Genomic DNA, 20632 nt, shown 5'->3' with positions numbered 1-20632 from the left:
ACGTGGCCCCGCCGGAGCGTTCCTAGGCGCTCGCGAACCGGTGCGGTGCATTCCCGCCAATGTCGGTCGCAGCAGCGGCTTCATCGATGGCCGCCATCAACCGAGCCGTGGCAGACTGTTGGATCATGTGCCCTGCCCCAGCGACGCGGTGCAGCTTGCTGTGAGCGATTTCGCCGTGAAGTCTGACCGATTGCTTGTTGATATCGATGAGGCGATCCTCATCGCCGGCGATGATGATGGTTGGCATCTTGAGTTGATCGTAGCTCTTCGACGACTCGAATGCAGCGGGGATCATCAACGTTGCCTCCGCCGCGCTGGCACGCATCTGTGACGGTCGCAACGCCAGCTCCTTGGGGAAGCCGACGAACTTGTCAGGGACTGGCCGCGGACCGAACATCTTTCGCAACATGGAAGGCCACAAGAGGCGGCTGACGATCGGCGAGATCGTGTGACTGATCGCATCGCCCATCCCGGGTATCGAAGACATCGAAGATGCCGCCGAGTCAGCACGAACGGTTGGAAAATAGTAGCCTGATGCGAGCACCAAAGCTTCGACAAATGACGGATGTCTTGTCGCCAGCGCAAAAGCGACCGCCGCACCCCATGAATGTCCAAGCACGATCGCCCGCTGAACGCTCAGCCGATCAAGCGCCTTTCTGAACAGATCGGCCTGGGCTTCCGGGGTCCATATCACGTTCCGCGGCCGCGAGCTGTGTCCGAATCCGGGGCGGTCGAATACGATCACCCGAAACCGGTTGGCCGCCAGGTCGATCAAGCCGCTGGATTCAAAATCCTGGATCATGCTGCCGTTGCCGTGCAGGAGCACAAGCGGACGGCCGTTGCCGCGTTCCACGTAGTGCAGTCGGACGCCATCGATCTCCAAGAACTGCCCGCGAGGCGGGTTATCGCGTTCCGCTTTCTTGGCGACTCGCCCATTTACGATCGCCATGGCCCCGAGGAGGGAAGCTGCCCCTGCAAAGGCCGCAAGCGCAAGATGTCGCCGCAAGGGAGTGGTGTAGTCAGACTGGAGCGAGGGCGAGCGTGTTCGCGGGAGTTCCATGTGCAGTACCTCTGGTGGTCTGCACGATGCCTCAGGGAGATTGAGAAATGTTGCAGGCTATCGTCAACCGTCGGTGCCAAGTCTTCGTTCCAAACGTACCTTGGAGCGCATCGTTGTCGCTGTCGCCGGTTCAAGTCACTCCCGATTGATTGCCCCCAGCGCGCTGGGGGCAAGAAATGATCGCGTGGAACATGTCGACGTTGGTCTTGTTCAACCTTGTTACTCTTGCCAAGAAAGCGACTGGATCAATGGCAAACAACAACAACAGAAGCCCGGATGAAAAGCAGCCCGGCGAAAATCCGGAAGGTAAGTATCACTACAATCCGGGAAACATGGCGGGGAAAAAGCCCGGTGACGCGGAGCAGACTGACGAAAATCGAACGCTCCCGTCTCCGCGCAAAGAGAAGCCCGCCGAATAGGGCCGACAACGCCCGCGACTTTGCCTTTTCGAAGAGCCGCGGAAAGAACCTGAGGACCAACTGAGACACCCTTCCGAGAATCGACTCATCGCAAGACGCGCGTCCCACGATGAGCCATCCCGGGTGGATGGCGCGAGCTGAGGGGTCAGTTATCGCGCCACAGACCAACACGACAACCTCAGGACGGGAGAGTCGTTCCTGTCAGAGCCTGGCGGCGGCAAAGCTTGTGCCCTCTGTCTGCTGTCTGCACTCTGGGACGCAACTCGGCTGCCAGCCCCTGATGCCGGCATATATGTTCTTTTGCGGCATGCCGTCGGTCTCAGGGAGCCGCTTGCCACGCTTCTGCGATTCAATGGGACTTCCGATGAAAAAGCCAGTTCACTCAGTTGACGAGCCCGAGCCGAAAGCGCCACGTGCTGACAGACCGCCAACGGACGGATTTGTGGTCATTGTCGACGGGCACTTCAAGTCGAAGTTTGATACTGCGGAAGCTGCGGAGTCGTCGGGTCGCACACTTAAATCGACTTACCCGAAGCTCAAGATCGAAATTTACGACGCCGTGACAAAGGTGCGAACCTTCTTGGGCTGAGAAGTCAACGCTCCAGCGATCCTCATCAGGAGCGAAACGGCCTCTGTGAGGAAAGAGCTCGCGTGCCGGATTTTTGCCAGTTCACATTGGTCTTACATGCGGTCGCCCGGCGCACAATCCTACGTTTTCATTCAAGATCTGAATTTTTGACGGCCACGAGAGGCGGAACGGCCAAGTAGGAAGCGACCGATGCGAACAGGAGTTCGTGAGCGCGATCGACGATATCATCCAAGAAAGTCGTCTTCGCGAACATCACGCGGGCCTCCGCCAGCAATTGGCCGCGAGTCGGCATGTTGGGCAGATGCATCTCCACGCGAGGATACCCCTTCAAAACAACGTCCCTCGGGAACAAGTCGGTCTGATGGACTGATGATCTGATCGCCAGTGCGATGCCCTCGGGATTGAAACGACGAACAAGTTGCTCGGCTGTCCGCCTGATGACACGAGATCCCAAGCGTTGCTCGTTGCGGAGAACCTGCTCCGGCGGGCGTCTTCAAGTTCCAGACGATGCCGAGCCGGGATAAGGCCACCAGAATATAATAGGTTACGTCGATCTCCCACCAACGAAAGCCTTGCTTGGCGCTGCTTTGCTAGGCGTGATGATTGTTGTGCCACCCCTCGCCCATCGTAAACAGAGCCAGAAGCCAGTTGTTGCGGGAGTTATCGCCCGTAACATATCTCTTTTGGCCGTGAACATGTGCAAGGGAGTTGATGCAGAACGTTGCATGATACAGGAGCACTGTGCTCCAGAAGAATCCGACCACGAGTCCCGACCACCCGGCAATGAGGAAGCAAAGACCTGCCGTCACGATCGCAGGCAAAAGCTCCAGTTTATGAAGCCACATCAACTCGGGGTAGGACGCAAAGTCCGAAACCTTCGTCAAGTCGGTCGCATCATGCTGGCGATGGAAAATCCAGCTGACGTGGCTGTAAACGAAGCCCTTTTGGCTTGGCGAATGCACGTCTTTCTCCGTATCGGAGTAAAGATGGTGATGTCGATGTTTCGCAGCCCACCAAAGTACGCTTTTTTGGGAACTGCTTTGGGCGAGGAACGCAAGAGCGAACTGGAACGTTCGGCTCGTTGAGTAGGCTCGATGCGAGAAGTACCGGTGATACCCAGCAGTGATCGCGAACATGCGTAACCAATATAAGACGATGCACATCGCAACCGCTGGCCACGAGACGCCCGACCATGTCGCCAGGAGGCAACCGGCGTGGATCAGCAGAAACGGAAGGACCTGCGGGTATATGATGTCGTGTTCCTGATCCGCATGAATATGGGTAGACACTCTGACGACCTCAGCGGTTTGGCATGGGGCCCGTCAAGCAGACACATCATCCGCCGCGGACAGGGCCAACGTAAAATAGGTGCGGCCCGTCTCGGGCGAGGGATAGCCATTGACGAGAAGCTTCCAGGATTTGATTTCCCATATGTCGCCCGGCTTCGACTCTCGAAGGACTTCACCCGCCAGCTTTACGGCCTCTTCCTTTGCAGCATTTAGGTCGGCAAGCTCGGTGCCGTGGTGATCGAGACCAGCCTTGCCGTCCATAATGTGAAAATGATAGCGCGGCATGGGACGCTCCTTCATTTTGGCGGGGAGCGCGTGGCATCTCTCAGTCTCCGGATCGCCTGATGGTCACGGGAGATAGGCGACAATACTCGCCATCCCACTCCGTTCCTAGAAGAACCGCTGCTCACGGAGCCCGGCTTAAATCGTCAAAAAGGAACAGACTCAGGGACAGCAACGATGCTAATTTGTGGAACTGAATTCGAAGGCTCTTTCAAGTGTCTGCGGCCAATGTAAGGAATACTCACCCGCTGATCCGCAAGCTGGAAACTGTCTTCCCGCTTTCTGACGAAGAGCGGAAGGCGATACTGGCGCTCCCGATCGATCAGAGGGTGATCGAGGCCCATCAGGACATCGTACGCGAGGGGGATCGCCCGAGCCGATCTTTCGTCATTGCCGATGGCGTGGCTTGCGCCTTCAAAATGACAGGCGAGGGCAAGCGCCAGATCCTCGCATTCCACATCACGGGCGACATGCCGGACCTTCAGAGCCTGCACCTGCAGACGCTGGACATCAGCATCGGAACGATCACGGCTTGCAAGGTCGGCTTCATTCAGCACGAGGATCTGCAGCGCCTGTGCGAACGCCAAGCCCGCGTCGCGGCGGCCCTCTGGCGTGAAACACTTATCTATGCGGCGATGTTCCGCGAATGGATCACCAATATCGGACGTCGGCAGGCGCTAGGCCGGGCAGCGCATTTTATGTGCGAATATATCGTCCGTGCGCGAGCCATGGGCCTTGTGGAAGATTACTCATGCGAACTGCCGATCACGCAGGAAGAGCTTTCCGATGCCATGGGCCTTTCGATTGTTCACGTCAACCGCGCGCTCCAGGAGCTGCGCAAGCTGGGTTTGATCAACCTCGAAAGCCGGCACTTGACGGTGCTTGATTGGACCCGGCTCCAGGAAGTCGGAGACTTCGACGCGGGATACCTCCACCTACCGAAGACGGCCACGTAGCGTTACGCCCCTTCGTCAAACGGCGGCGCGGACGGATGAACTGAGGGCCGCCCATGAACCTCTTCGACCATCTGCCATCCCAGAGACAGCTCTAGGGCAGGTTGGAATTCTGCACTCATTGAAGAATACGGCAGCCGGAGAGTCATCGTTCGTCTCATCTGCGCCACCGATTAGCTGACAGCCGGACGCCCGAGGGAACAAAGGGGTGAGGAGGCGGCTTGAGTTGGGCGGCAGAACCAGGAGACTGGGAGCCGCGAAGAAAAGCCGTTCGGTGTAACGCCCGAGCGGCTTTTGTTTGATGGCGCATCTCTTGTGAAGTCGCTTGGCTGCCGCAATCGAGAAAGCCGATCCCAACCACGACCTGGGAACACTTCGCCCCCAGCCGGTTTAGTTCCGAGCAGCATTTTGCGATGCGGTTCTTTAACACTCACGCGAATCGGATTTGGCATGGCCTCCGTCACAGTAGGGCTGAACAGATACTTCACATTGATCGAGCGTTCAGTGCCCACGAAAGTCGGGACTTTCATTCGCTGGCTGCGGGAGCCATCCAAACTCTGGATCCGGATCATCGTTGCGGGGGGACTCATTCTCGGGGGCATCTTCAGCTTCTTGCCCCTCTTCGGCCTCTGGATGCTCCCCCTTGGACTTCTTCTCATCGCGCAGGACATGCCGATCCTGCAAAAACCTCTCCTCGCCGTGTTGCGTTGGATCGAGATGAAATGGAAGCGGCTCAGGCGACGTTTCAGAACGAGGCCGCGGCCAATTGTAGCGAAGCAACCGGAATGACGCGACCGCTCCGCCCGCGGCTCTCCGTATTTGGAACGTTGTGGTTAAGCCGGGCTTGGTCCGGCAGGAGGTCATCATGACCAAGACATCAGACCACGGCATCATGCGCGTCCGCGGAGAAGATCAGCCGGCAGACAAGGAGCGGGCGCAACTGGCTCAAAAGATTGAGCTCGGCCATACACCGCCCGTGATCAAGGAAGAGGCGAACGACCGGGACTGAACGCAATGATCGTGAGCCGGCGCGCGGGGCCTGCCAGCAGGATCCGCGCGCAACATCATGCTGCTTTCTGATGCTGCTCGAACGCAGCGACCTCCCGTTCCTTCATTCGGGAGCCGGTAATCCGGGTGTGGACAGCCAATCGCTGATTTGAGCCCCGGTCTCCGCCTGCCGAGCTTTGCGGATGGTTTGTTCCCGCTCAACACCTGGCGGAAGCGATTTTGCCTTTTGACGAAGGGCTCGCCCATGCTCGGCAAGGCGTTCTTCAAAGGAGGTGGTTTGGTTGATTCGGCGTCGCTGCATAGCGTGCTCCTTTTCCCAGGGAAGGCGGGAGCGCGACAGCGTTCTCATCACCGACAGATACCGAGGGCCGCGCGGCGATGCATCAAGCGTAGCAATTTAAGGTGCGACGCGCTGGTCAATATTGATCAGGTGGTAGAAGCTGGTGAGACCCGCGCTCGGCGCCCGCAGGATCAACGCCCCCACAGGAAATGCGAAGCGCGCGAGCACAGATGGGCATCGGAGCGACGCCGGCGCCAAAGGCGTTCAGCAACCCGTTGTGCGGACAAACGCTCCTCACGATCAGGCAGCAAGCTCTCGGAGCGTCGAGATGATCGCCTCTGACGGGTATGGCTTGCGGAAGAATCTTGCCCCATCGGGTAGCTCAGAGCCTTCGACCAGATGGGCGGAGACCACAAGGAGCTGGATCGGTGGCCATCTTTCGCGAACGGCTTCCACGAGCCCAATCCCGTCCATCGAGCCAGGCATCCTGACATCCGTAAAGACCACGCAGACATCCTGTCGGGTTTCAAGAATCTTGATGGCCTCATCGGCATTGCCGGCAAGGAGCGGATGCAGCCCCGCATCCTGGACGATGTCGTTCGCCATCAAGAGGAGCATCGGTTCGTCCTCGACGATCAAGATGCAACTGCCGCGAGGAGAGCTTTGCTCTGGCATATCAGCTCTTTCTAATGCAGGAGACGCCACCCGGTCGGATATCAAGCGATGGCAGCAGCCGACGTTCCGAATGGCCGATTGTTTCTGAGCAGTCTTTGCATCGACAATGCGGCTGACGGTTCCAAGGGTTCACCATGAGGCGCCGCCACTTCCGCCGAATGAGCGTGGAAGTCGCCCCGTCGGCAATGTGCGTCTGGCGACCCTGCCCGCCCATCGCCGCAGGGTGAGCGCGTCGAACGCCACCACCCCTTCCCCTCAGAGCATGACCGTCACCTGCGAGGCAGTCGGATCGAAAAGCACGTGCCTGTTTCTTCGTTGGATGCCACAGAGATCTCGCCGCCATGGGCTTCGACGATCAATTTTGCGATGTAGAGGCCAAGGCCGAGGTGGGTACTGTGCTCTGGCGGACTTCCGTCATCGTGGCCTCGCGTCCAGGATTGGAAGATTGATTTTTGCGCTTCAAGCGGGATTGAGGAGCCGAGATTGTGCACGTTGATGGTCACAGCATCGGGATCGTTACCTGCGACGGTCACTGTGATGGGCGTCGCTACGTCGCCATAATGGACCGCGTTGCCCATCAGGTTGGACAGCACCTGTCCCAGGCGGGCGCGGTCGCAGGAAACCAACGGATCGCCCTTCGTCGCGACTTGAAGTTTCCTATCTGCGTTGACGGCGCGAAACTCATCCGCGATTTCCTGGCACAGAGCCGCAACGTCGTTCTCGGTCTTTGTAACGGGGATTTGAGTGCCGAAGGACGAGCGTGTGAGATCGAGCAGATCGTTCAGAATTCGCGTCGCCCGCCCTGCGGCCAGCTTGATCTCCGAAACAACCTTGGCCTGCTTCGCGTCGGTTGTCCCCGATCGCTCCATCCACTGAGCGCCCATTGAAACGGCGCCGAGAGGATTGCGCAGGTCGTGGCCGAGGACGCCCAGAAACAGGTTGCGCGAGTCATTTATCGTCTTGGTATAGTGGGCCACCGACTCCGTCACGGCCTGATCGATCGCTTCATTGAACCGCGTCAAGTCCTCAATATCGGTGTCCGCAAGGCTTCGATGATGAGCAACCCACTGCTTGACGACGCTTGCGCGAAGCGCCCGGTATTCCGAGATCATCTGGTCGATGTTAAAGCCGTCGGCCAGACGCAGAGCGGCATGGAGCTCAGCCGCGCTTTGAGAAAAGGGGCTATCTTTCGGGCCGTCGCCTCGCGATTTATCAAATCGCTCCCGCGGGGTTTGTGCGGGTTCGAGGTCGTCCGCCACAAACCTAAGAAGATCGAAGATATGATCTTCCAGAGCCAACTTCGTCATCCGATCGCTGGCCGGTGACAGAGTTCGAGCGAACTCCGTCCATTCCTTCACGATCGGAGCCTGGTTCTGTCGAATGAAGTCAGCCAGGCGTTCGTACTTTGGCCGCTCAGTGGAATTGCTCAAAGCCGCCCCCAAGTACTCAAAGCCGCCCCCAAGTAGATGACGCGAGCCCTAGATCGAGCAGGCACAAGCCCGCTGCTCGCGAATGCCGTGCCCTTCCGAAGCGCCGAGCCTAGAGTATAGCCACTGGCTCCCGAGCTGTCACAACTGGCTCCGCCAGCGGGGAGAACCGCGCGACTTTGCGGCCGGAACCTGCGGTACAACGGTCGTTTTGCACTTGCCCTGCAGGACGCGGGGATATCGGAAAGCGATCGTTCCACTCACGTCGCGGGCAGGACCCGGCGCACCTCTGCGTCGATCTGTAGCGGATGCAAGCTAGCACCACCATATTGGCCTAGGGGAACCGGCTTCAATGCTTGGTGCTCGAGTTCCGATGGACTATCGAAACGCAGAACAGCTGTTCGGTGCTCGAGCGCACTTCCACTGCCAAATCCGCCCGCTTGCTTGGGAAGACGGATTCCTGGGCGATTCCAGTCAAGGTTTGCATTGCTTTGACTTCGGCGGCTTTCAGATTGGGAAGGGGTAGACCTTCCTGGTCCGCAAAGAAATCGCGACCACTTTGGATGTCAAAGAAATACCGATTCATCGAGCGCTCCGGAAAATGATCACATATTAGCCCCAGTCGGTGCTTCGTTTGCTCAAAGACTCGGACATTGATGCGGCCTGTCGGTCTGTCACACGATCAGCCTCAACTGTTCGATCTGTCCCGCCGGACGTTGCGAAATTCTTCGGGGCCTTTCATTAACCTGCCCTTCCGGCTTGCCCTGTCTTCAGATGTCGCATTCGCATCACCCAGCCCGTCAATTGCGTCAGAGGCCAGCTCCTTTGCGCGGATCCGAGGGCTCTCACGATTCGAATCCGGAGCTTCGCGCATAGGCCGATCACGCAGCCCTTCGAGCGCCGTCTTCACCAGCAGCTGTACCGCTTCTGATCGGTTGGGCCTCTGCTTCTGGCTGAGCGCCCATGCGTCAACTAGGTCGAGAAGCTCGCGCGTCAGCCGAACCGCCCGTCCTTGCTCAGCTGTCCCCGCTGACGTCTTCCGCGGAACTGCTTTTGACCTGGACATCTCTGACATCATTCGATTGGAGGGCGATAACGGCAATGCCGCGGCATGAGATGCGGACAGTCATCCCTGCGAGATGGGGAATCCGGCATTTTTTGCTCCCGTCTCGAGCTAATGAATCCGGCCGCTTAGGGTTCCAGTGAACCCCTGCCACGACCGCCCGCTCATCGCACAGCTCCTTGCGCTGTTCTCAAACACGACGAGGGAGCGACGGAGTGCAATTGCTTTCCGGACCATTGCGACGGCAGCCCGCCTGGCAGGTGGCCACTGCCTCACCCGGAATCTCCGCAGCGACGACGCTGCGCTTTCTATCAGGGAATAGCCAGTGAAATCGGGGTTCGCGAGCAACAAATCGAATGTCTGTCCGCTCCCTGCGAGGCCGAGAAAGTTGTAGCTATTGCAGCTCTAGAGGCGCACGCTGTCTTTCGGGCGAGAGGTACGATGGCCAATCGCGGCGGTCGTTGTCGAGTGGCCCGATCGCCGCGGTTCGGCAGGCACCGGTGGCACCAGAGCAATTCCGCTTTGCATCTCGCGTGACATCAGCCGTTTGGATGTGCATCGTCTGCAATGAAATCGGATGTCAGGAAGACGGTAGTCGCTGCCTTGGTTTGGTCTTGATCGAGCTGAGCATCGTTGCGGCCGCGATCAGCACCAGGATGCCGAAGAAACTGAGTGCGATCTGCATTGCAATCTCATCTGAGATGTTTACCAGCGCTATGTGACTGGCAAGCGCCAGCAGAACGCCGAGGCAATAAATTGCCAGGGAGTTCTCGCCGCAGCGGATCGCTCCGCGCATCAGCGGCGTCGACAGCCCTCGCCAGTTGCGAGGCACGAGCCATACGGCCAAGATCGCAAGGGCAATAAAGTGCAGCAATCGCAAAGGATCGAGGTCCGATTTGCCCGCCAGGTAAGGCAACTTCGCCAGGATCTGTGGGTCAAGTCCCTCCGCTGGTCTAGTGCTCCAACCCAATGCGATAGTCAGGCTGAAAGCCAGATAGATAACGGCAGCCCCAAGCGCCGTGCGTGAGCTCATCCGCGGCCAGAACCTCTTGCCCTCCGTGACACACCAGGCACCGAGCACAACCAGCAACTGCCAAGCAAGCGGATTGAAGAACCAATTGTTGTTTGGCCACGCCGGAACGGTCCAGCCGAGGAGATGCACCGACGCATAGAGCAACAGCGAGGCGCCGAGCGCCAGGTTCGGCGCTCGGAGCATCAGCCACAGCAGTGGCGCGAACAAAAGATGGAAAACCACGAAGAGCGGCAAGACGTCGGTGTTAACGGGCCGGTATTGCAGTATCGCTGCATGGGCGAGCGTCGCTCCCGGATGATCGAAGAAAATGCGCGTGTTGGTTTCGTCGGCAAGCCCGCCGCTGCCTGCGAGGTAAACCACGATGACGCAAGCAAGCGTGAGCAGCAAAAATGCGGCATAAATGTCCCAGCTTCGCCACAGCGTACGGCTGAGCACGCCGGGCCAACCGCCGCGTGCATGCGCCCTGCCGTAGGCCAGCGCGCAAGTCATACCCGAGAGGAACATGAACACTTCCGCACTATCACTAAAGCCGTAATTCCGGAGCGTCACCCAGCTTCCGATGTTGTCGGGAATGTGGTTCAAGAAGATGCACCAAAGCGCGATACCGCGGCACACATCGATGCGCAGGTCGCGGCCGGGCCCGTTCAGCTCCGGCAGCGCGCTCGTACCCGGTTTCGTAGGCGTCGCGAGCAACCTGGGTGCGAGGTGCAGAAGCCGACCGAGTAATTCCTTATCATTGGATTCAATCTCCGCCGACGTTCGGTGAAAGCCAGTGTTCGGCGAGGTCCTACCGCGATGCTTGTTAAGATCGATAGGCGCCTCACGCAAAGGCTCCCGGGCATTGGAAAGATCAAGCGAACTGATCGTCACCATCTCGACGGAAGGGGTCCCGGGGCGGCACCGCAGGCACCAGGATTTTGGTGGCGACGGGCTGAAAGGAAGGAGCTGACAAGCCTTCCATCGACTCTTCGTCGGTAACCACTTCATATGAGCCCGCCGGTAGGAGTCGTTCAGCGCTCGCGATCCGGAATGGGTGCTCAAACACCACCGTTTCGGTCCGTGATCGGGTCATCACCATGATCATTCTCGCAGATTGATCCCGGAGTGCCGCTATAACCACTCGCAGAGGAGGCGATGCCGCGGGAGCAAACACCATTCAGCTCTTCGGGCGAATGTGTGCCGATTGAAAATCAATTGGCCTCCACGCTCGGTGGAAAGCGCTGAAGCTAACTCTCTTTGAGCTTCATCCCGCTGGGTACAGCTTCGCGCTGGCGCTACTATCGAACACGACGTAACGATGCGCTCTTTATTCCCTAATAGCTATCAATTTCTATTATTCGAGTCATCCGCCCACCAGCCGTGACTGGCAGCCCCACTTACTATTCTCAATCGGCTCTCGCCTTCGACTTGTATGACTCTTCGGCGCATGCGCGACATGCCGCCCCTTGCATGATGTAGCGCTCGACCGTTCGGGGCAGGCACGAAACACGGAGTAAAGTGTCGATCCGAAATTTCAACCGGACAATCGCTCGGGAGACGTTGGCGCAGATTTCTTCTGCCAGTTTGAATGCCGCCTCGTTGGGTCCCGTGATGAGTTGCCCCAGGCGGAAAGTATTCATTGAGCGGTGGGAACTGATACGGCGTTAGTCTGTTGCTTGTCGAGCGGATTGCTTTGTCCGAGACCTGCCTCAAAAACGGCCACGCACTGAGGTCGCCGCGTCCATGAAATGGCAGCCCAGTGCCGTAGGTAGGCGCACACGTCATCCTGCAAATTGATGTTTGAATTGGATCACGATGCGCTCAGGCATGCTTGCGTAGCTTGCGACCAATTAAATGGCCGAATGAGGATGCCATGAAAATGAGCATTGCAGCTGTTCTAGGCGCTTTATCGGCTGGAGAGAAAAAGTTGGCGAAGTACGCTCAAGCCTCCACTACCACGTGGCTCCGTCGCTCCGTTCTCATCAAAGTGGCGCACATCCTTGAAAGAATCGGACTTGCCATGGTGGGAGGCGCCGGCGGCCTATACGTCGCCCTAGGACTGGTGCGTATGGAAAGCGAGTTATTCCGAAACGAAGAAGTCGCCTTGTTGATGATGCTTTACGGAGCGTTTGGCTTCTATCTCGGCGTCGATCTGCCGAGCCGTATTGTGCAGACGGTACAAGTCAGACGACCGAGAGAATGGAGCTTCGACACCGATGAGGCGGCGATGGCCAGCGCGGCCGGAACGTTCTTCGCGGCGACTGCGGTGTTTATGAGCGTTGGCATCATTGTCTTTGATCACACCAGGCGGGATAGATTCAGCGTTCTGGTGGGATGCTGTTGGGCGGTTGGCACCTTGTTTCAAATTGCCGCCGGCGCCATAAGCCGCAGTAAAGTCACTAGTGAGGCCCAAGATGTGGGGTAAAGATAGATCAATGTCGCTTTGGACGCCCGAGAAGCTGGAGGAAAAAGCCAAGGCAGACGCTGAGAACGACAACTACAATCCACCACATTCATGGTGGCCTGGCCGATACAGCGTTGGTACCGAAGCCCGCGACAAGTACGACAGAGCTTTTAATCTTCATCACAGCGCCAAGGACGAGCGCTAGGCTGTCCCAATTCGCTTCGTGCGAGATGGTCAAATTTGCTCAGATTCGGTACCGCCATAGGTGTTAACAAAAACCTGTCACCGCGAGGCCCTAGGCATTTATCGGTGATGAGAACGTCATCAGTCGGTCTCGCCTGCCTGCTCGTCCAATAAACCGGGAGACGGTGATGCAAAATGGGGCCGGACCTCTTTCAGAGGCTGAACTGACGATCGTGGAGCGTTATAAGCTCGACGCGCTTGAGGACATGGACGTTCCCGAGATCCTCGATTTTCTTGAAGAAATCGAGGACGAGATCAGACGACGGGGTGCCCCCGAGGGAGCGACCGATCGAGAGTAGCAAAAACAATGACTTACCGGACCGACCAATTTGCCCTTTGTACCAATGAATTGTGCGACATATCCAATCGTCGATTTACCCAAACGCTCTGACTGGGAGCGGCTTGATGTTCAACGTCGATCTCCGCACGGTGGCAGACCGCGTCCAACTCTTGGTGAACGCAATCAACGGCGGTGACCCACGTACCAGTGGCGAAATTTTTCGCACGGGACGCACAAGCCACGTGGCTCATCACTGAAGTCGATCCAGACGAGCCCGATCGCCTCTTCGGATTGTGCGACCTCGGTCAGGGGTGCCCGGAACTCGGCTACGTCTTATCTTATTCGATCTGTCGCCTGAGGCAGTTCGTGGGGATCTCAGGGAGTGCGTTTCCTGGTCCGGCGCCGCGTCTGTCCCGCGGCCTTCAAGCTGGCGGGTAACGTCGGCGGCACGTCATCCCGGCGTCCGTACTCGAACACAATCCCCGGCGGAGACTCGAACCTTCCTTGATGCCGTCGACGTTCACCCCAAGACGCTTGATCTTGTCGTACAAGGTCTGCTTGGGGAGGCCGAGCAGCGCAGCTGTTGTCTGGACGTCGCCCTGCTTGCGGCGCAATGCATCCTCGATGATCAATCGTTCGATGTTCTCGAGCTGGCGAGGCAACGAGACGTCCGCGCCGCCAAGGCCGGATTTGTTGATCGTCTTGCCGTCGAGCACACCCAACACGGCGGCATTGCGAAGCTCGCGCACATTTCCCGGCCATGCATAAGCCAGCAGAACAGACGTCGTCTGCTCGTCAAGGATGGGCGCGTCGCGCTCGAACCGCCTGGCAGCTTCGGAGAACCATGGCGGCGATCTGATCCTGGTTCAGGGCCACAGTTCGCCCGGCATCTATGCGCGCGCCTTTCTCGAGGGGCGGCTCAGCGAGAAAACACACCGGCGGAGTTATCCGGAATATCGGACGGCCGCCGCGATGCGTCGCCGACGCCATTGACACGTTCGTCGCCATGTCGGGAAGGTTTTTCAGAGGCTGCGAGAGCGCCGACGCGATCAGATGTAGGCGTGCACCGCCTGCTAAGTATTGGCAAAAACCCGCAGGCGCCGTCTTGCACCAGCTTCCGCCGATCTTCCGAACAAACCTGATTCCGAACCCGCGTCCCGGAGATGGCAGGGTCCTCAACTCGCCAGCCTCGGTCCGCTAACTCTTGGGGTACAGCGCAGAAATCGCGGGTTGCCAGGGAAGCAAATCGAGCCCGACATCCTTGGCGTGTTCCAATTTGATGGGCCCATCTGAAGAGCGGCGTCGCAAGGCAAGGCACTTGCCCCTGACTGCGGTTTGATGGCCCCTCACGCAGAAACTGCGGTCAAGACAAAGATCGGCACCAAAATGGCCGGCGCTGATTCCGCTCCCTCGTTGTGAGTCGCGCTCCCTAGCCGAAAGCAGCAACCGTGACCCGCGTGCTTGATCCGCGTTTGCGTCCATCCTTTGCCGCAGCGGGTAAGGCTTGCAGTTATCGTCCCGGCAGAGCCGTGACTTCTCGGGGCGGCTTGATCCGCAAGAACGGATATGCCGCCAGTTCTTTCGAATGCCGCGCGAACATATCGACCCGTCTGCTCGTAAACTCCGTAATGACGCCGAAAAATTCAGTTGGTGACCTGATCGTCGCAAGTCTCAGGCTGAATTCAAAAGCGAATTGCGCGTTGGCCCCGGCTATCTCAAGAAGCTTCGCTTGATACGCCTGCATGTTTGCTGTCGGTAGAGCAAAGCCTTTCGTTGGATCGCTATCCGTCATTCTCTGGCTGCGGTCACCTACTAAGGCATCCGCCTCAGGCTCAATGATGGGAACCTGGTGTTTAGGATCATCATGAAGCTCAGGAGGCGGTTCGACCGAGTCTGCCGCAGCAGAGTGAAGTGAATTGTCTTTCGGGCTTCTAACAATGGCCTGCTTGTTCCGTTGGGCCCGCGCGGCCATTTTCGGGTTGCGGGCGCGCTTTGCCGCTGTCGCCGCATTGCGTTTGCTCATCTGACGCTCCAAGAAAATGGGGGTGCGACCACAACGGTCATTTCCGAAAGGACAACAGGCTCTGTGACGTGGCGTTCCAAGCCCGTGCACTGTTGGTCGCATGAACTAAGATAAATCGCACGTTCTCTGAGCCGCCCCGAGAAGCCAGACTACCCACCGAGCGAATGCTCGAGGAAGAAGCGCAGCATTTCCCTCGTGGCATCCGGCCCTTGCGGGTCAGTGTAGGACCCGGCGGGGCTGCCGCCTGACCATGCGTGTCCGGCGCCATCGATGTTCCAGTGTTCGGAAGTCGCCCGACCGGCCCCGTCGATCAGGACGGTGCGAGTATAGGCATGGCCGTGGGGTACGCGTCCGCGCAGCACCCTCATCGTCGGCCTCGTTGCCCTGGCGGCCTGCTCGATAATCTGATCGCCATTCTTTGGATGCACCGTTGTGTCGCGATCGCCATGGAAAACGATGGTCGGCACAGAAGTTTTGCCGTCCGCAATTGCCTTGGAGCCGCCTCCCTGCCGCATGGCGACGAACGCGGAGGGAAGGTCGCTGGCGGCCCCACACGCCAGGCCTGAATGAATGCCGACGGCCGCGTATAGGTCGCTATACGTGGCGCCCATGATGGCAGCGGCGGCCCCACCGGCAGAGAGACCCGCGACGTATACGCGCTTCGGATCGATCGGATGGTCGCGCATGATCTGGCGGGTAATGCCGGCGATCATCGAAGGCTCGCCCTCACCGCGGCGCTGGTCACCGGTGCGAAACCAGTTCCAGCACTTCGACTGGTTGGCTCCGCTCGGCTGCTCAGGATAGGCCACGAAGCAATTCTGCTCTTCCGCCAGGAAGTTCATCCGGGTGCCGGCCGCGAAATCGTCGGGCGACTGGGTGCAGCCATGAAGCATGACGATCAGGGGAAGCCGTTGTCCCTGGCAGCGGCTCGGGATGAACAGCTTGTAGGTCCGGCTTCCCGCGGCGTTACTGAAGGTACCGGCGATAAACCGTGTGCCCTCGGGCACGATGTCCGATGGCGACAGAGGAGCGCGCGTAATCGGACTTCGCAGGCCAAGCCCGGAAAAATCCCGCATTCCGTCGAGCGGTAAGGAGCGTCTGCGTCCCTGACCAGAGCGGGCCGACGAGGCCTGCGGAGCTTCTCGCTCCTCGACGACGTCGGCCATGGCGTCGATGGTAAGCGGATCGAGCCGCGAGAGCGGAGCCTGAGAGGCGCTGCGCGACTCCGGTCTTGGAGCGCGATCGCCCTGGAGCATGCGCTGCAGCAGCGCGGTGGCTTCGACCAGTTGGCCGGCACGCGTGAGGCGGGTTGCTTCGCGGACTATGTCTTGATTCAGCATCGTTCACCTCGTTCTGTCGGCGAGAGCGGCCTTGACCGCGGGAGTGGCGTGTAGGGCCCCCAGCACCGAAACCGACGCGATCGTGGCGCGCGCCAACTCGGGAGTGACGTCCTGGGCGATGGTGGCTAAGCCCAAAACATTGATCTGCAGCATTTCGCCGGCGCGCCGCGCCGCTTCGAGATCCTCGCGTGTGTAGTTGCGCAGCCCGAGGTCCAAGTTCTTCCGGGCCGTGGATTGTCTGACGACCTCTACGTGTCGCTCGAGCTGGTTCCGGATTGCTGTCCGGATGAAATCGGTCCTGTTCGAATAGAACCCTTCCTGCACCATGAGATCGACATGACCGAGGTCGACATAGCCAAGGTTGATCGTGATCTTCTCGGTGTCGGGGGCCTTGGGTCGCAGCTCGTGTGCATTTCCGGCCATAGTGAAACATCCCTGCACCATCCGTCTGGATGGTGTGTGGATGTATCTAGATGCTCCCGGGTGCCTTTCAAGGGGTGGAGCCATCCAATAAACCAGGAGCTCGCGCAGGCGGACCGTCTCGTGGAGCGTCAGACAAATTCTGGCGAAACTCGCCTCCCCTGTCTTCGCAAGCCCGATGGCCCAGTTCGTTTAAAAAAACAGAAACAGGTTCGTCGTGCTCCCACGTCGCGGGCAAACCAAAATAGAAAGCACCCTTAACCTTCTGAGTGACATGCTCAATGTCGCTCACCTTCCGCTTCCCGTGTCGCCGGATGGCCGGCTGCCCACGTTCGCTGAAGTGACCGGCTTTGATGCTGCATCAGCGTGGGCCCCGCCTTACGCCAGGGCAACAAGCGTTTCTCGGCGAGCTCGCTGTCCGCTTCGCAGTGGTCAGTGGCCGGCTCAGCTACCAGCACAACTTCACAACAACGAGCCCCGCGAGATTGAAGTTCTCGAGAGCGCCGCTTTCACCGATTTCCTCGACAAGTCCGAACCGCTCTGGGCCGACCTGTACGGTTGGAGAACCAACTAGGCGTCATTCCGGAGCCAAGGGCGGCAAACTCAGGATCACGGCCTCGCCATCGATCACAAACCTCTTTTGCCGGTTCCTCAGCGCGGCCTCAGGCCATCCAGAGTGCGGATGGTGACCATCTCACCGCAAGAGCAGCGGGCGTTCCCGTCCGGCCGTTGAGTCGGCAACGGCAGAGCCAGCCTGTGCATGCAGTTCTTCCAGGCGGTCCAGTCGCGCTAGCTGCGCCAAGCCTCGTAATCGATCTCGGACCGCGTTGCCAGCCACCTCTGCCATGCCGCCTCGAAGCCGGCGCGGGACCTTGTCGAACGTCTCGTTAATGCCGCCGCGGTGCTTCCTGGGCTCGATCCCTGGAAGCCGCCACCGTGGCTCACGTAGGCAGAGCCGCCCTAGGAGGTGCGGCGCGAGTAGGGTGCGGATTTCACGGATCGTGAGCATCGATTTCGCGCGATCGTGAGCACTGAATTCAGACGATCGTGAGCAGCCCGCTACGGCCGATGGGAGATAGAGTCAGTGTTCTGGTTGGCCGTCAAGGGTGATGGTTTTGGCGCTGCGTTTTCGCATGCTTTCTCCGGTGAGCTGGAGGCGGTGGGCGTTGTGGACGAGGCGATCGAGAATGGCGTCGGCGACCGTGGGGTCCCCAATGGCTCCATGCCAGGTGTCCACGGGGAGCTGACTTGTGACGATGGTGGATGCGCGGCCATGGCGGTCCTCGAGGATTTCGAGCAGATCGCGGCGTTCCGCGGCGGTGAGCACCGATAGTCCCCAATCATCCAAAATCAGAAGCTGAGCGCGGCCGAGGCTTTTGAGGAGCCGAGCGTAACGTCCGTCTCCGCGCGCGAGCGCGAGCGCCTCGAACAGCCTTGGAACGCGATGATAGAGGACTGATCGGTTGTCGCGGCAGGCCTTGTGGCCGAGCGCGCAGGCTAACCAACTTTTGCCCAGGCCGGTTGCCCCGGTGACGAGCAAATTCTCGTGGCGATCGATCCAGCGACCTTCGACGAGTTTGGCGAAAACGGCGCGGTCGATGCCCCGCGGGGTGCGCAGATCGACGTCCTCGACGCAAGCAGTCTGGCGCAGTGCGGCGATCTTGAGGCGCGTGGTGAGCCGCCTGGTGTCGCGTTCGGCGGCTTCGCGGTCGACCAACAGGCCGATGCGATCTTCGAACGGCAGGGCTTCGAGATCGGGCGATCGGCGCTGCTCCTCGAAGGCCTTGGCCATTCCGGTCAGGCCAAGCTCGATCAGCCGTTCGTGGGTTGGGTGGTTAAGCATGCCGGGTCTCTCCTTGCTTCAGTGGAAGTAGTCGCGTCCGCGGATGTTGCCGTGGCGCAGGGGCTGGTGCTCGAAAGATTCGTCGAAGAACGTGCGATCGAGGCCGTTCTGGAGGATCGATCTAATCGAGGCGACGGAGCGCGCCTTGATGAGGATGCCCCTCCGGCAGGCTGCGTCGAGGCGTTCGGCGCCGTAGCTTTTGACGAGCGCCAGAATGCCAAGGCAGGTTCGAAAGCCTTGTTCTGGATGGGGCCGGGCGTCGATCACGGCCTGGAAAAACGCTGCTGTCGAAGGACCGATCCGCTCGCCGGCGGCGATCACCGCGGCGGGGGTCCATTTGCCGTAGCGGCGATGGGCGCTGGGCATGTGGTCGGCGATGGTGGTGTGTCCGCGTCGGTTGGGCGCGCGGGCATGGCTGGCGATCCGCTGGCCCTTGTGGAAGATCTCGACCGTCCGATCGTCGATACGGGCATCGACCAGCTCGCCAATCAGACGATACGGCGCGGAGTACCAATGGCCGTCGACCTCGACATGATAATCGGGAGCGAGGCGGCAGCGCTTCCAGCGTGCGAAGGCATAAGGCTGATCTGGCAGCGGGGTTAGCTTGGGTTTGTCGAGTTCGGCAAACAGTTCGGCGCGGCTTGAGCCGAAGCCACGCATTTGACGAGCATTGAGTTCGTCGACGAGTGTCTTGATGGCGGCGTTGAGCTCGGCCCGGGAAAAGAAGCGCTGATTGCGCAGCCGGGCCAGAATCCAGCGCTGGGCGATTTGCACCGCGACCTCGACCTTCGCCTTGTCTTTTGGGCGCCGCGGCCGTGCGGCGAGAATGGCCGTGCCGTAATGGCTCGCCATCTCGGCATAAGTGCGATTGAGGCCGGGATCGTAGCGGTCGGGGTTGCTGACGGCGGCTTTGAGGTTGTCGCAGACCACGAACGTCGGCGTTCCGCTCAAAAACGTGAACAAGTTGACGTGGGCCCGGATCCAGTCGGCCAAGCTCTCGCTGGGGCAGGCCTCGGCGTAGGTGTAGTTCGAAGCGCCCATCGCCGCGACGAACAGCTTCATCGGCTGCACTTCCCCGGTCAGGGGATCGACGATGTCGATGGTGTCGCCGGCGAAATCCACGAACACCTTCTCGCCGCCCAGATGAATCTGCCGCATCGAAGGTCGGACCCGCCCCTTCCAGGCCTCGTAGGTAGTGCAGAACCACGTGTACCCGAAACCGTCGGGATTAACGGCGCGATACTCCTCCCAGAGCAGGCGACGGGTTACGTTGCGCCGGCGGAGCTCTTTATCGATGTAGCTCCAGTCGGGCACCGGCCGCTGCGGGCTCTGAGACGCTGGTCGTGGGGCCGGGAAAAGCAAAAGCTCCAGGTCTTCATCGGTCATTCCCTCCGGAAGCGGCCAGCTCAACCCAGCAGAGCGGGCGCGGCTCAGGTAGCTGTGCACAACGCCGTTGCTGACGCCCACGCTCCGCGCGATGGCCCGCTCTGGCAGGCCTTGAAAATGTTTTAACCGAAGGACTTCCTTGATCCGGCGCATCGACAATCTCTGGGTAGGCATTGGACTTCCTCGTTAACCACGAGGTCATCCCTAAGCCGGTTGAGTTGTCGGCCGAAGCGCTGCAAGGCTCCGAAAGCCTTGCTCACGATCCCGCGAAATCGTTGCTCACGATCGTCTGAAATCTCTGCTCACGATCCCCTGAAATCCGCGCTCACGATCCCGCGAAACGCGCAAGTAGGGGGATAGCAACAAAGTATGGCTTTGGCTGTTCACATGCATGGAAGCGCATCTTCTGCAGGTCACTACTGACGATGGCGAGTGCCGGTTTTGGTTAGCAGCCGGTACGGAAGAAGAGGCCGTTCAGCTCGTCTTGGATGCCATCCCTGAGGGATGGACCGCCAAACTAATCGATCGCGGGGGCACCGCCCGGGAGCAAGCTTCAGCGCTCGGCCTGACTGTTGGGCTCGCGCCAGGAGAAGCCCGCGAGGTAAGCAGAGGAATCGGGCTTAGCTGATACGCAGG

The 20632-nt window shown here is 59.5% G+C and carries 20 protein-coding genes and 1 pseudogene; 8 read left to right on the top strand and 13 right to left on the bottom strand.

Annotation, left to right across the window (positions count from 1 at the left end; all coding sequences use genetic code 11):
• Positions 1-22: 22 nt before the first annotated feature.
• Positions 23-1060 (bottom strand): alpha/beta fold hydrolase, encoded by a 1038-nt coding sequence (locus ACVJ19_RS19960; protein WP_453950690.1) that lies wholly within the window; start codon positions 1058-1060, stop codon positions 23-25.
• 176 nt (positions 1061-1236) lie between these two features.
• Between ACVJ19_RS19960 and ACVJ19_RS19955 the strand changes: the two genes are divergently transcribed.
• Complete coding sequence (locus tag ACVJ19_RS19955; protein ID WP_081493884.1) at positions 1237-1479, top strand: hypothetical protein; 243 nt, start codon at positions 1237-1239, stop codon at positions 1477-1479.
• Between the two features lie 716 nt (positions 1480-2195).
• On the opposite strand, the pseudogene ACVJ19_RS19950 reads toward ACVJ19_RS19955, so the two are convergent.
• Both ACVJ19_RS19950 and ACVJ19_RS19945 read right to left on the bottom strand, forming a co-directional pair.
• Positions 2196-3357: pseudogene (locus tag ACVJ19_RS19950) on the bottom strand (acyl-CoA desaturase).
• Positions 3358-3390: 33 nt separating this feature from the next.
• Positions 3391-3642 carry a DUF6894 family protein gene (locus ACVJ19_RS19945; RefSeq protein WP_036003776.1) on the bottom strand — a complete coding sequence of 84 codons (252 nt, stop codon included), beginning with the start codon at positions 3640-3642 and terminating at the stop codon, positions 3391-3393.
• A 212-nt stretch (positions 3643-3854) separates the two neighbouring features.
• Here ACVJ19_RS19945 and ACVJ19_RS19940 point away from each other — a divergent pair, with 212 nt between their 5' ends.
• From ACVJ19_RS19940 to ACVJ19_RS19930, 3 genes are all read left to right on the top strand, one after another.
• Positions 3855-4595, top strand: a complete 741-nt coding sequence (locus ACVJ19_RS19940; protein WP_453950689.1) for a Crp/Fnr family transcriptional regulator — start codon at positions 3855-3857, stop codon at positions 4593-4595.
• A gap of 447 nt (positions 4596-5042) precedes the next feature.
• Positions 5043-5381 (top strand): hypothetical protein, encoded by a 339-nt coding sequence (locus tag ACVJ19_RS19935; RefSeq protein WP_211434233.1) that lies wholly within the window; start codon positions 5043-5045, stop codon positions 5379-5381.
• Between the two features lie 76 nt (positions 5382-5457).
• Positions 5458-5601: a hypothetical protein gene (locus ACVJ19_RS19930; RefSeq protein WP_157785226.1), complete on the top strand. Its 144-nt coding sequence runs from the start codon at positions 5458-5460 to the stop codon at positions 5599-5601.
• A gap of 579 nt (positions 5602-6180) precedes the next feature.
• On the opposite strand, the gene ACVJ19_RS19925 is transcribed toward ACVJ19_RS19930, so the two are convergent.
• The 4 genes from ACVJ19_RS19925 to ACVJ19_RS19910 all read right to left on the bottom strand — a co-directional run bounded on the left by ACVJ19_RS19925 (position 6181) and on the right by ACVJ19_RS19910 (position 10951).
• Positions 6181-6519 (bottom strand): response regulator, encoded by a 339-nt coding sequence (locus tag ACVJ19_RS19925; protein WP_100213765.1) that lies wholly within the window; start codon positions 6517-6519, stop codon positions 6181-6183.
• A gap of 305 nt (positions 6520-6824) precedes the next feature.
• On the bottom strand, positions 6825-7985 hold the full coding sequence (locus ACVJ19_RS19920; RefSeq protein ID WP_453950688.1) for an ATP-binding protein: 1161 nt from the start codon (positions 7983-7985) through the stop codon (positions 6825-6827).
• Between the two features lie 346 nt (positions 7986-8331).
• Complete coding sequence (locus tag ACVJ19_RS19915) at positions 8332-8568, bottom strand: DUF6894 family protein (RefSeq protein WP_453950687.1); 237 nt, start codon at positions 8566-8568, stop codon at positions 8332-8334.
• A gap of 1057 nt (positions 8569-9625) precedes the next feature.
• Positions 9626-10951 (bottom strand): OpgC domain-containing protein, encoded by a 1326-nt coding sequence (locus tag ACVJ19_RS19910; protein ID WP_085972463.1) that lies wholly within the window; start codon positions 10949-10951, stop codon positions 9626-9628.
• Between the two features lie 979 nt (positions 10952-11930).
• Between ACVJ19_RS19910 and ACVJ19_RS19905 the strand changes: the two genes are divergently transcribed.
• The 4 genes from ACVJ19_RS19905 (at position 11931) to ACVJ19_RS19890 (ending at position 13422) form a co-directional block, all read left to right on the top strand.
• Positions 11931-12482: a hypothetical protein gene (locus ACVJ19_RS19905; RefSeq protein ID WP_453950686.1), complete on the top strand. Its 552-nt coding sequence runs from the start codon at positions 11931-11933 to the stop codon at positions 12480-12482.
• Positions 12483-12492: 10 nt separating this feature from the next.
• The gene (locus ACVJ19_RS19900; RefSeq protein WP_157785227.1) at positions 12493-12666 is read left to right on the top strand and encodes a hypothetical protein; all 174 of its coding nucleotides are present in this window, start codon (positions 12493-12495) and stop codon (positions 12664-12666) included.
• Positions 12667-12832: 166 nt separating this feature from the next.
• Entirely contained in the window at positions 12833-13003 is a 171-nt protein-coding gene (locus tag ACVJ19_RS19895; RefSeq protein WP_157785228.1) for a hypothetical protein, read from the top strand.
• Positions 13004-13176: 173 nt separating this feature from the next.
• The gene (locus ACVJ19_RS19890) at positions 13177-13422 is read left to right on the top strand and encodes a DUF2958 domain-containing protein (RefSeq protein ID WP_141697813.1); all 246 of its coding nucleotides are present in this window, start codon (positions 13177-13179) and stop codon (positions 13420-13422) included.
• Here the strand turns inward: ACVJ19_RS19890 and ACVJ19_RS19885 are convergent.
• The 6 genes from ACVJ19_RS19885 to istA form a co-directional block, all read right to left on the bottom strand.
• Positions 13407-13733, bottom strand: coding sequence for a helix-turn-helix domain-containing protein (locus tag ACVJ19_RS19885; RefSeq protein ID WP_453950685.1), 327 nt, complete (start codon positions 13731-13733; stop codon positions 13407-13409). The two genes, ACVJ19_RS19890 and ACVJ19_RS19885, sit on opposite strands and share 16 nt — an antisense overlap.
• Positions 13734-14494: 761 nt before the next feature.
• Positions 14495-15007, bottom strand: coding sequence for a Phasin protein (locus tag ACVJ19_RS19880; protein WP_453950684.1), 513 nt, complete (start codon positions 15005-15007; stop codon positions 14495-14497).
• 149 nt (positions 15008-15156) lie between these two features.
• Complete coding sequence (locus ACVJ19_RS19875; protein ID WP_014493170.1) at positions 15157-16347, bottom strand: extracellular catalytic domain type 1 short-chain-length polyhydroxyalkanoate depolymerase; 1191 nt, start codon at positions 16345-16347, stop codon at positions 15157-15159.
• A gap of 3 nt (positions 16348-16350) precedes the next feature.
• Entirely contained in the window at positions 16351-16770 is a 420-nt protein-coding gene (locus tag ACVJ19_RS19870) for a CopG family transcriptional regulator (RefSeq protein WP_014493169.1), read from the bottom strand.
• Between the two features lie 1078 nt (positions 16771-17848).
• Positions 17849-18610, bottom strand: a complete 762-nt coding sequence (gene istB / locus ACVJ19_RS19865; protein WP_011090937.1) for an IS21-like element ISFK1 family helper ATPase IstB — start codon at positions 18608-18610, stop codon at positions 17849-17851.
• Between the two features lie 18 nt (positions 18611-18628).
• Positions 18629-20170 carry an IS21-like element ISFK1 family transposase gene (gene istA, locus ACVJ19_RS19860; RefSeq protein WP_060907903.1) on the bottom strand — a complete coding sequence of 514 codons (1542 nt, stop codon included), beginning with the start codon at positions 20168-20170 and terminating at the stop codon, positions 18629-18631.
• Between the last annotated feature and the right edge of the window lie 462 nt (positions 20171-20632).

Source organism: Bradyrhizobium sp. USDA 376 (assembly GCF_054063675.1).
The sequence above is the reverse complement of the archived record's forward strand: the minus strand, read 5'-3'. Positions and strand labels throughout refer to the sequence as shown.

Bases quoted from the DNA above. Each gene is read 5' to 3' on its own strand.
- ACVJ19_RS19880 (WP_453950684.1), bottom strand. From the start codon at position 15,007: ATGAGCAAACGCAATGCGGCGACAGCGGCAAAGCGCGCCCGCAACCCG.
- istA (WP_060907903.1), bottom strand. From the start codon at position 20,170: ATGCCTACCCAGAGATTGTCGATGCGCCGGATCAAGGAAGTCCTTCGG.
- ACVJ19_RS19930 (WP_157785226.1), top strand. From the start codon at position 5,458: ATGACCAAGACATCAGACCACGGCATCATGCGCGTCCGCGGAGAAGAT.
- ACVJ19_RS19900 (WP_157785227.1), top strand. From the start codon at position 12,493: ATGTCGCTTTGGACGCCCGAGAAGCTGGAGGAAAAAGCCAAGGCAGAC.
- ACVJ19_RS19960 (WP_453950690.1), bottom strand. From the start codon at position 1,060: ATGGAACTCCCGCGAACACGCTCGCCCTCGCTCCAGTCTGACTACACC.
- ACVJ19_RS19905 (WP_453950686.1), top strand. From the start codon at position 11,931: ATGAAAATGAGCATTGCAGCTGTTCTAGGCGCTTTATCGGCTGGAGAG.
- ACVJ19_RS19875 (WP_014493170.1), bottom strand. From the start codon at position 16,347: ATGCTGAATCAAGACATAGTCCGCGAAGCAACCCGCCTCACGCGTGCC.
- ACVJ19_RS19955 (WP_081493884.1), top strand. From the start codon at position 1,237: ATGATCGCGTGGAACATGTCGACGTTGGTCTTGTTCAACCTTGTTACT.
- ACVJ19_RS19945 (WP_036003776.1), bottom strand. From the start codon at position 3,642: ATGCCGCGCTATCATTTTCACATTATGGACGGCAAGGCTGGTCTCGAT.
- ACVJ19_RS19915 (WP_453950687.1), bottom strand. From the start codon at position 8,568: ATGAATCGGTATTTCTTTGACATCCAAAGTGGTCGCGATTTCTTTGCG.
- ACVJ19_RS19895 (WP_157785228.1), top strand. From the start codon at position 12,833: ATGCAAAATGGGGCCGGACCTCTTTCAGAGGCTGAACTGACGATCGTG.
- ACVJ19_RS19910 (WP_085972463.1), bottom strand. From the start codon at position 10,951: ATGGTGACGATCAGTTCGCTTGATCTTTCCAATGCCCGGGAGCCTTTG.
- ACVJ19_RS19935 (WP_211434233.1), top strand. From the start codon at position 5,043: ATGGCCTCCGTCACAGTAGGGCTGAACAGATACTTCACATTGATCGAG.
- ACVJ19_RS19870 (WP_014493169.1), bottom strand. From the start codon at position 16,770: ATGGCCGGAAATGCACACGAGCTGCGACCCAAGGCCCCCGACACCGAG.
- istB (WP_011090937.1), bottom strand. From the start codon at position 18,610: ATGCTTAACCACCCAACCCACGAACGGCTGATCGAGCTTGGCCTGACC.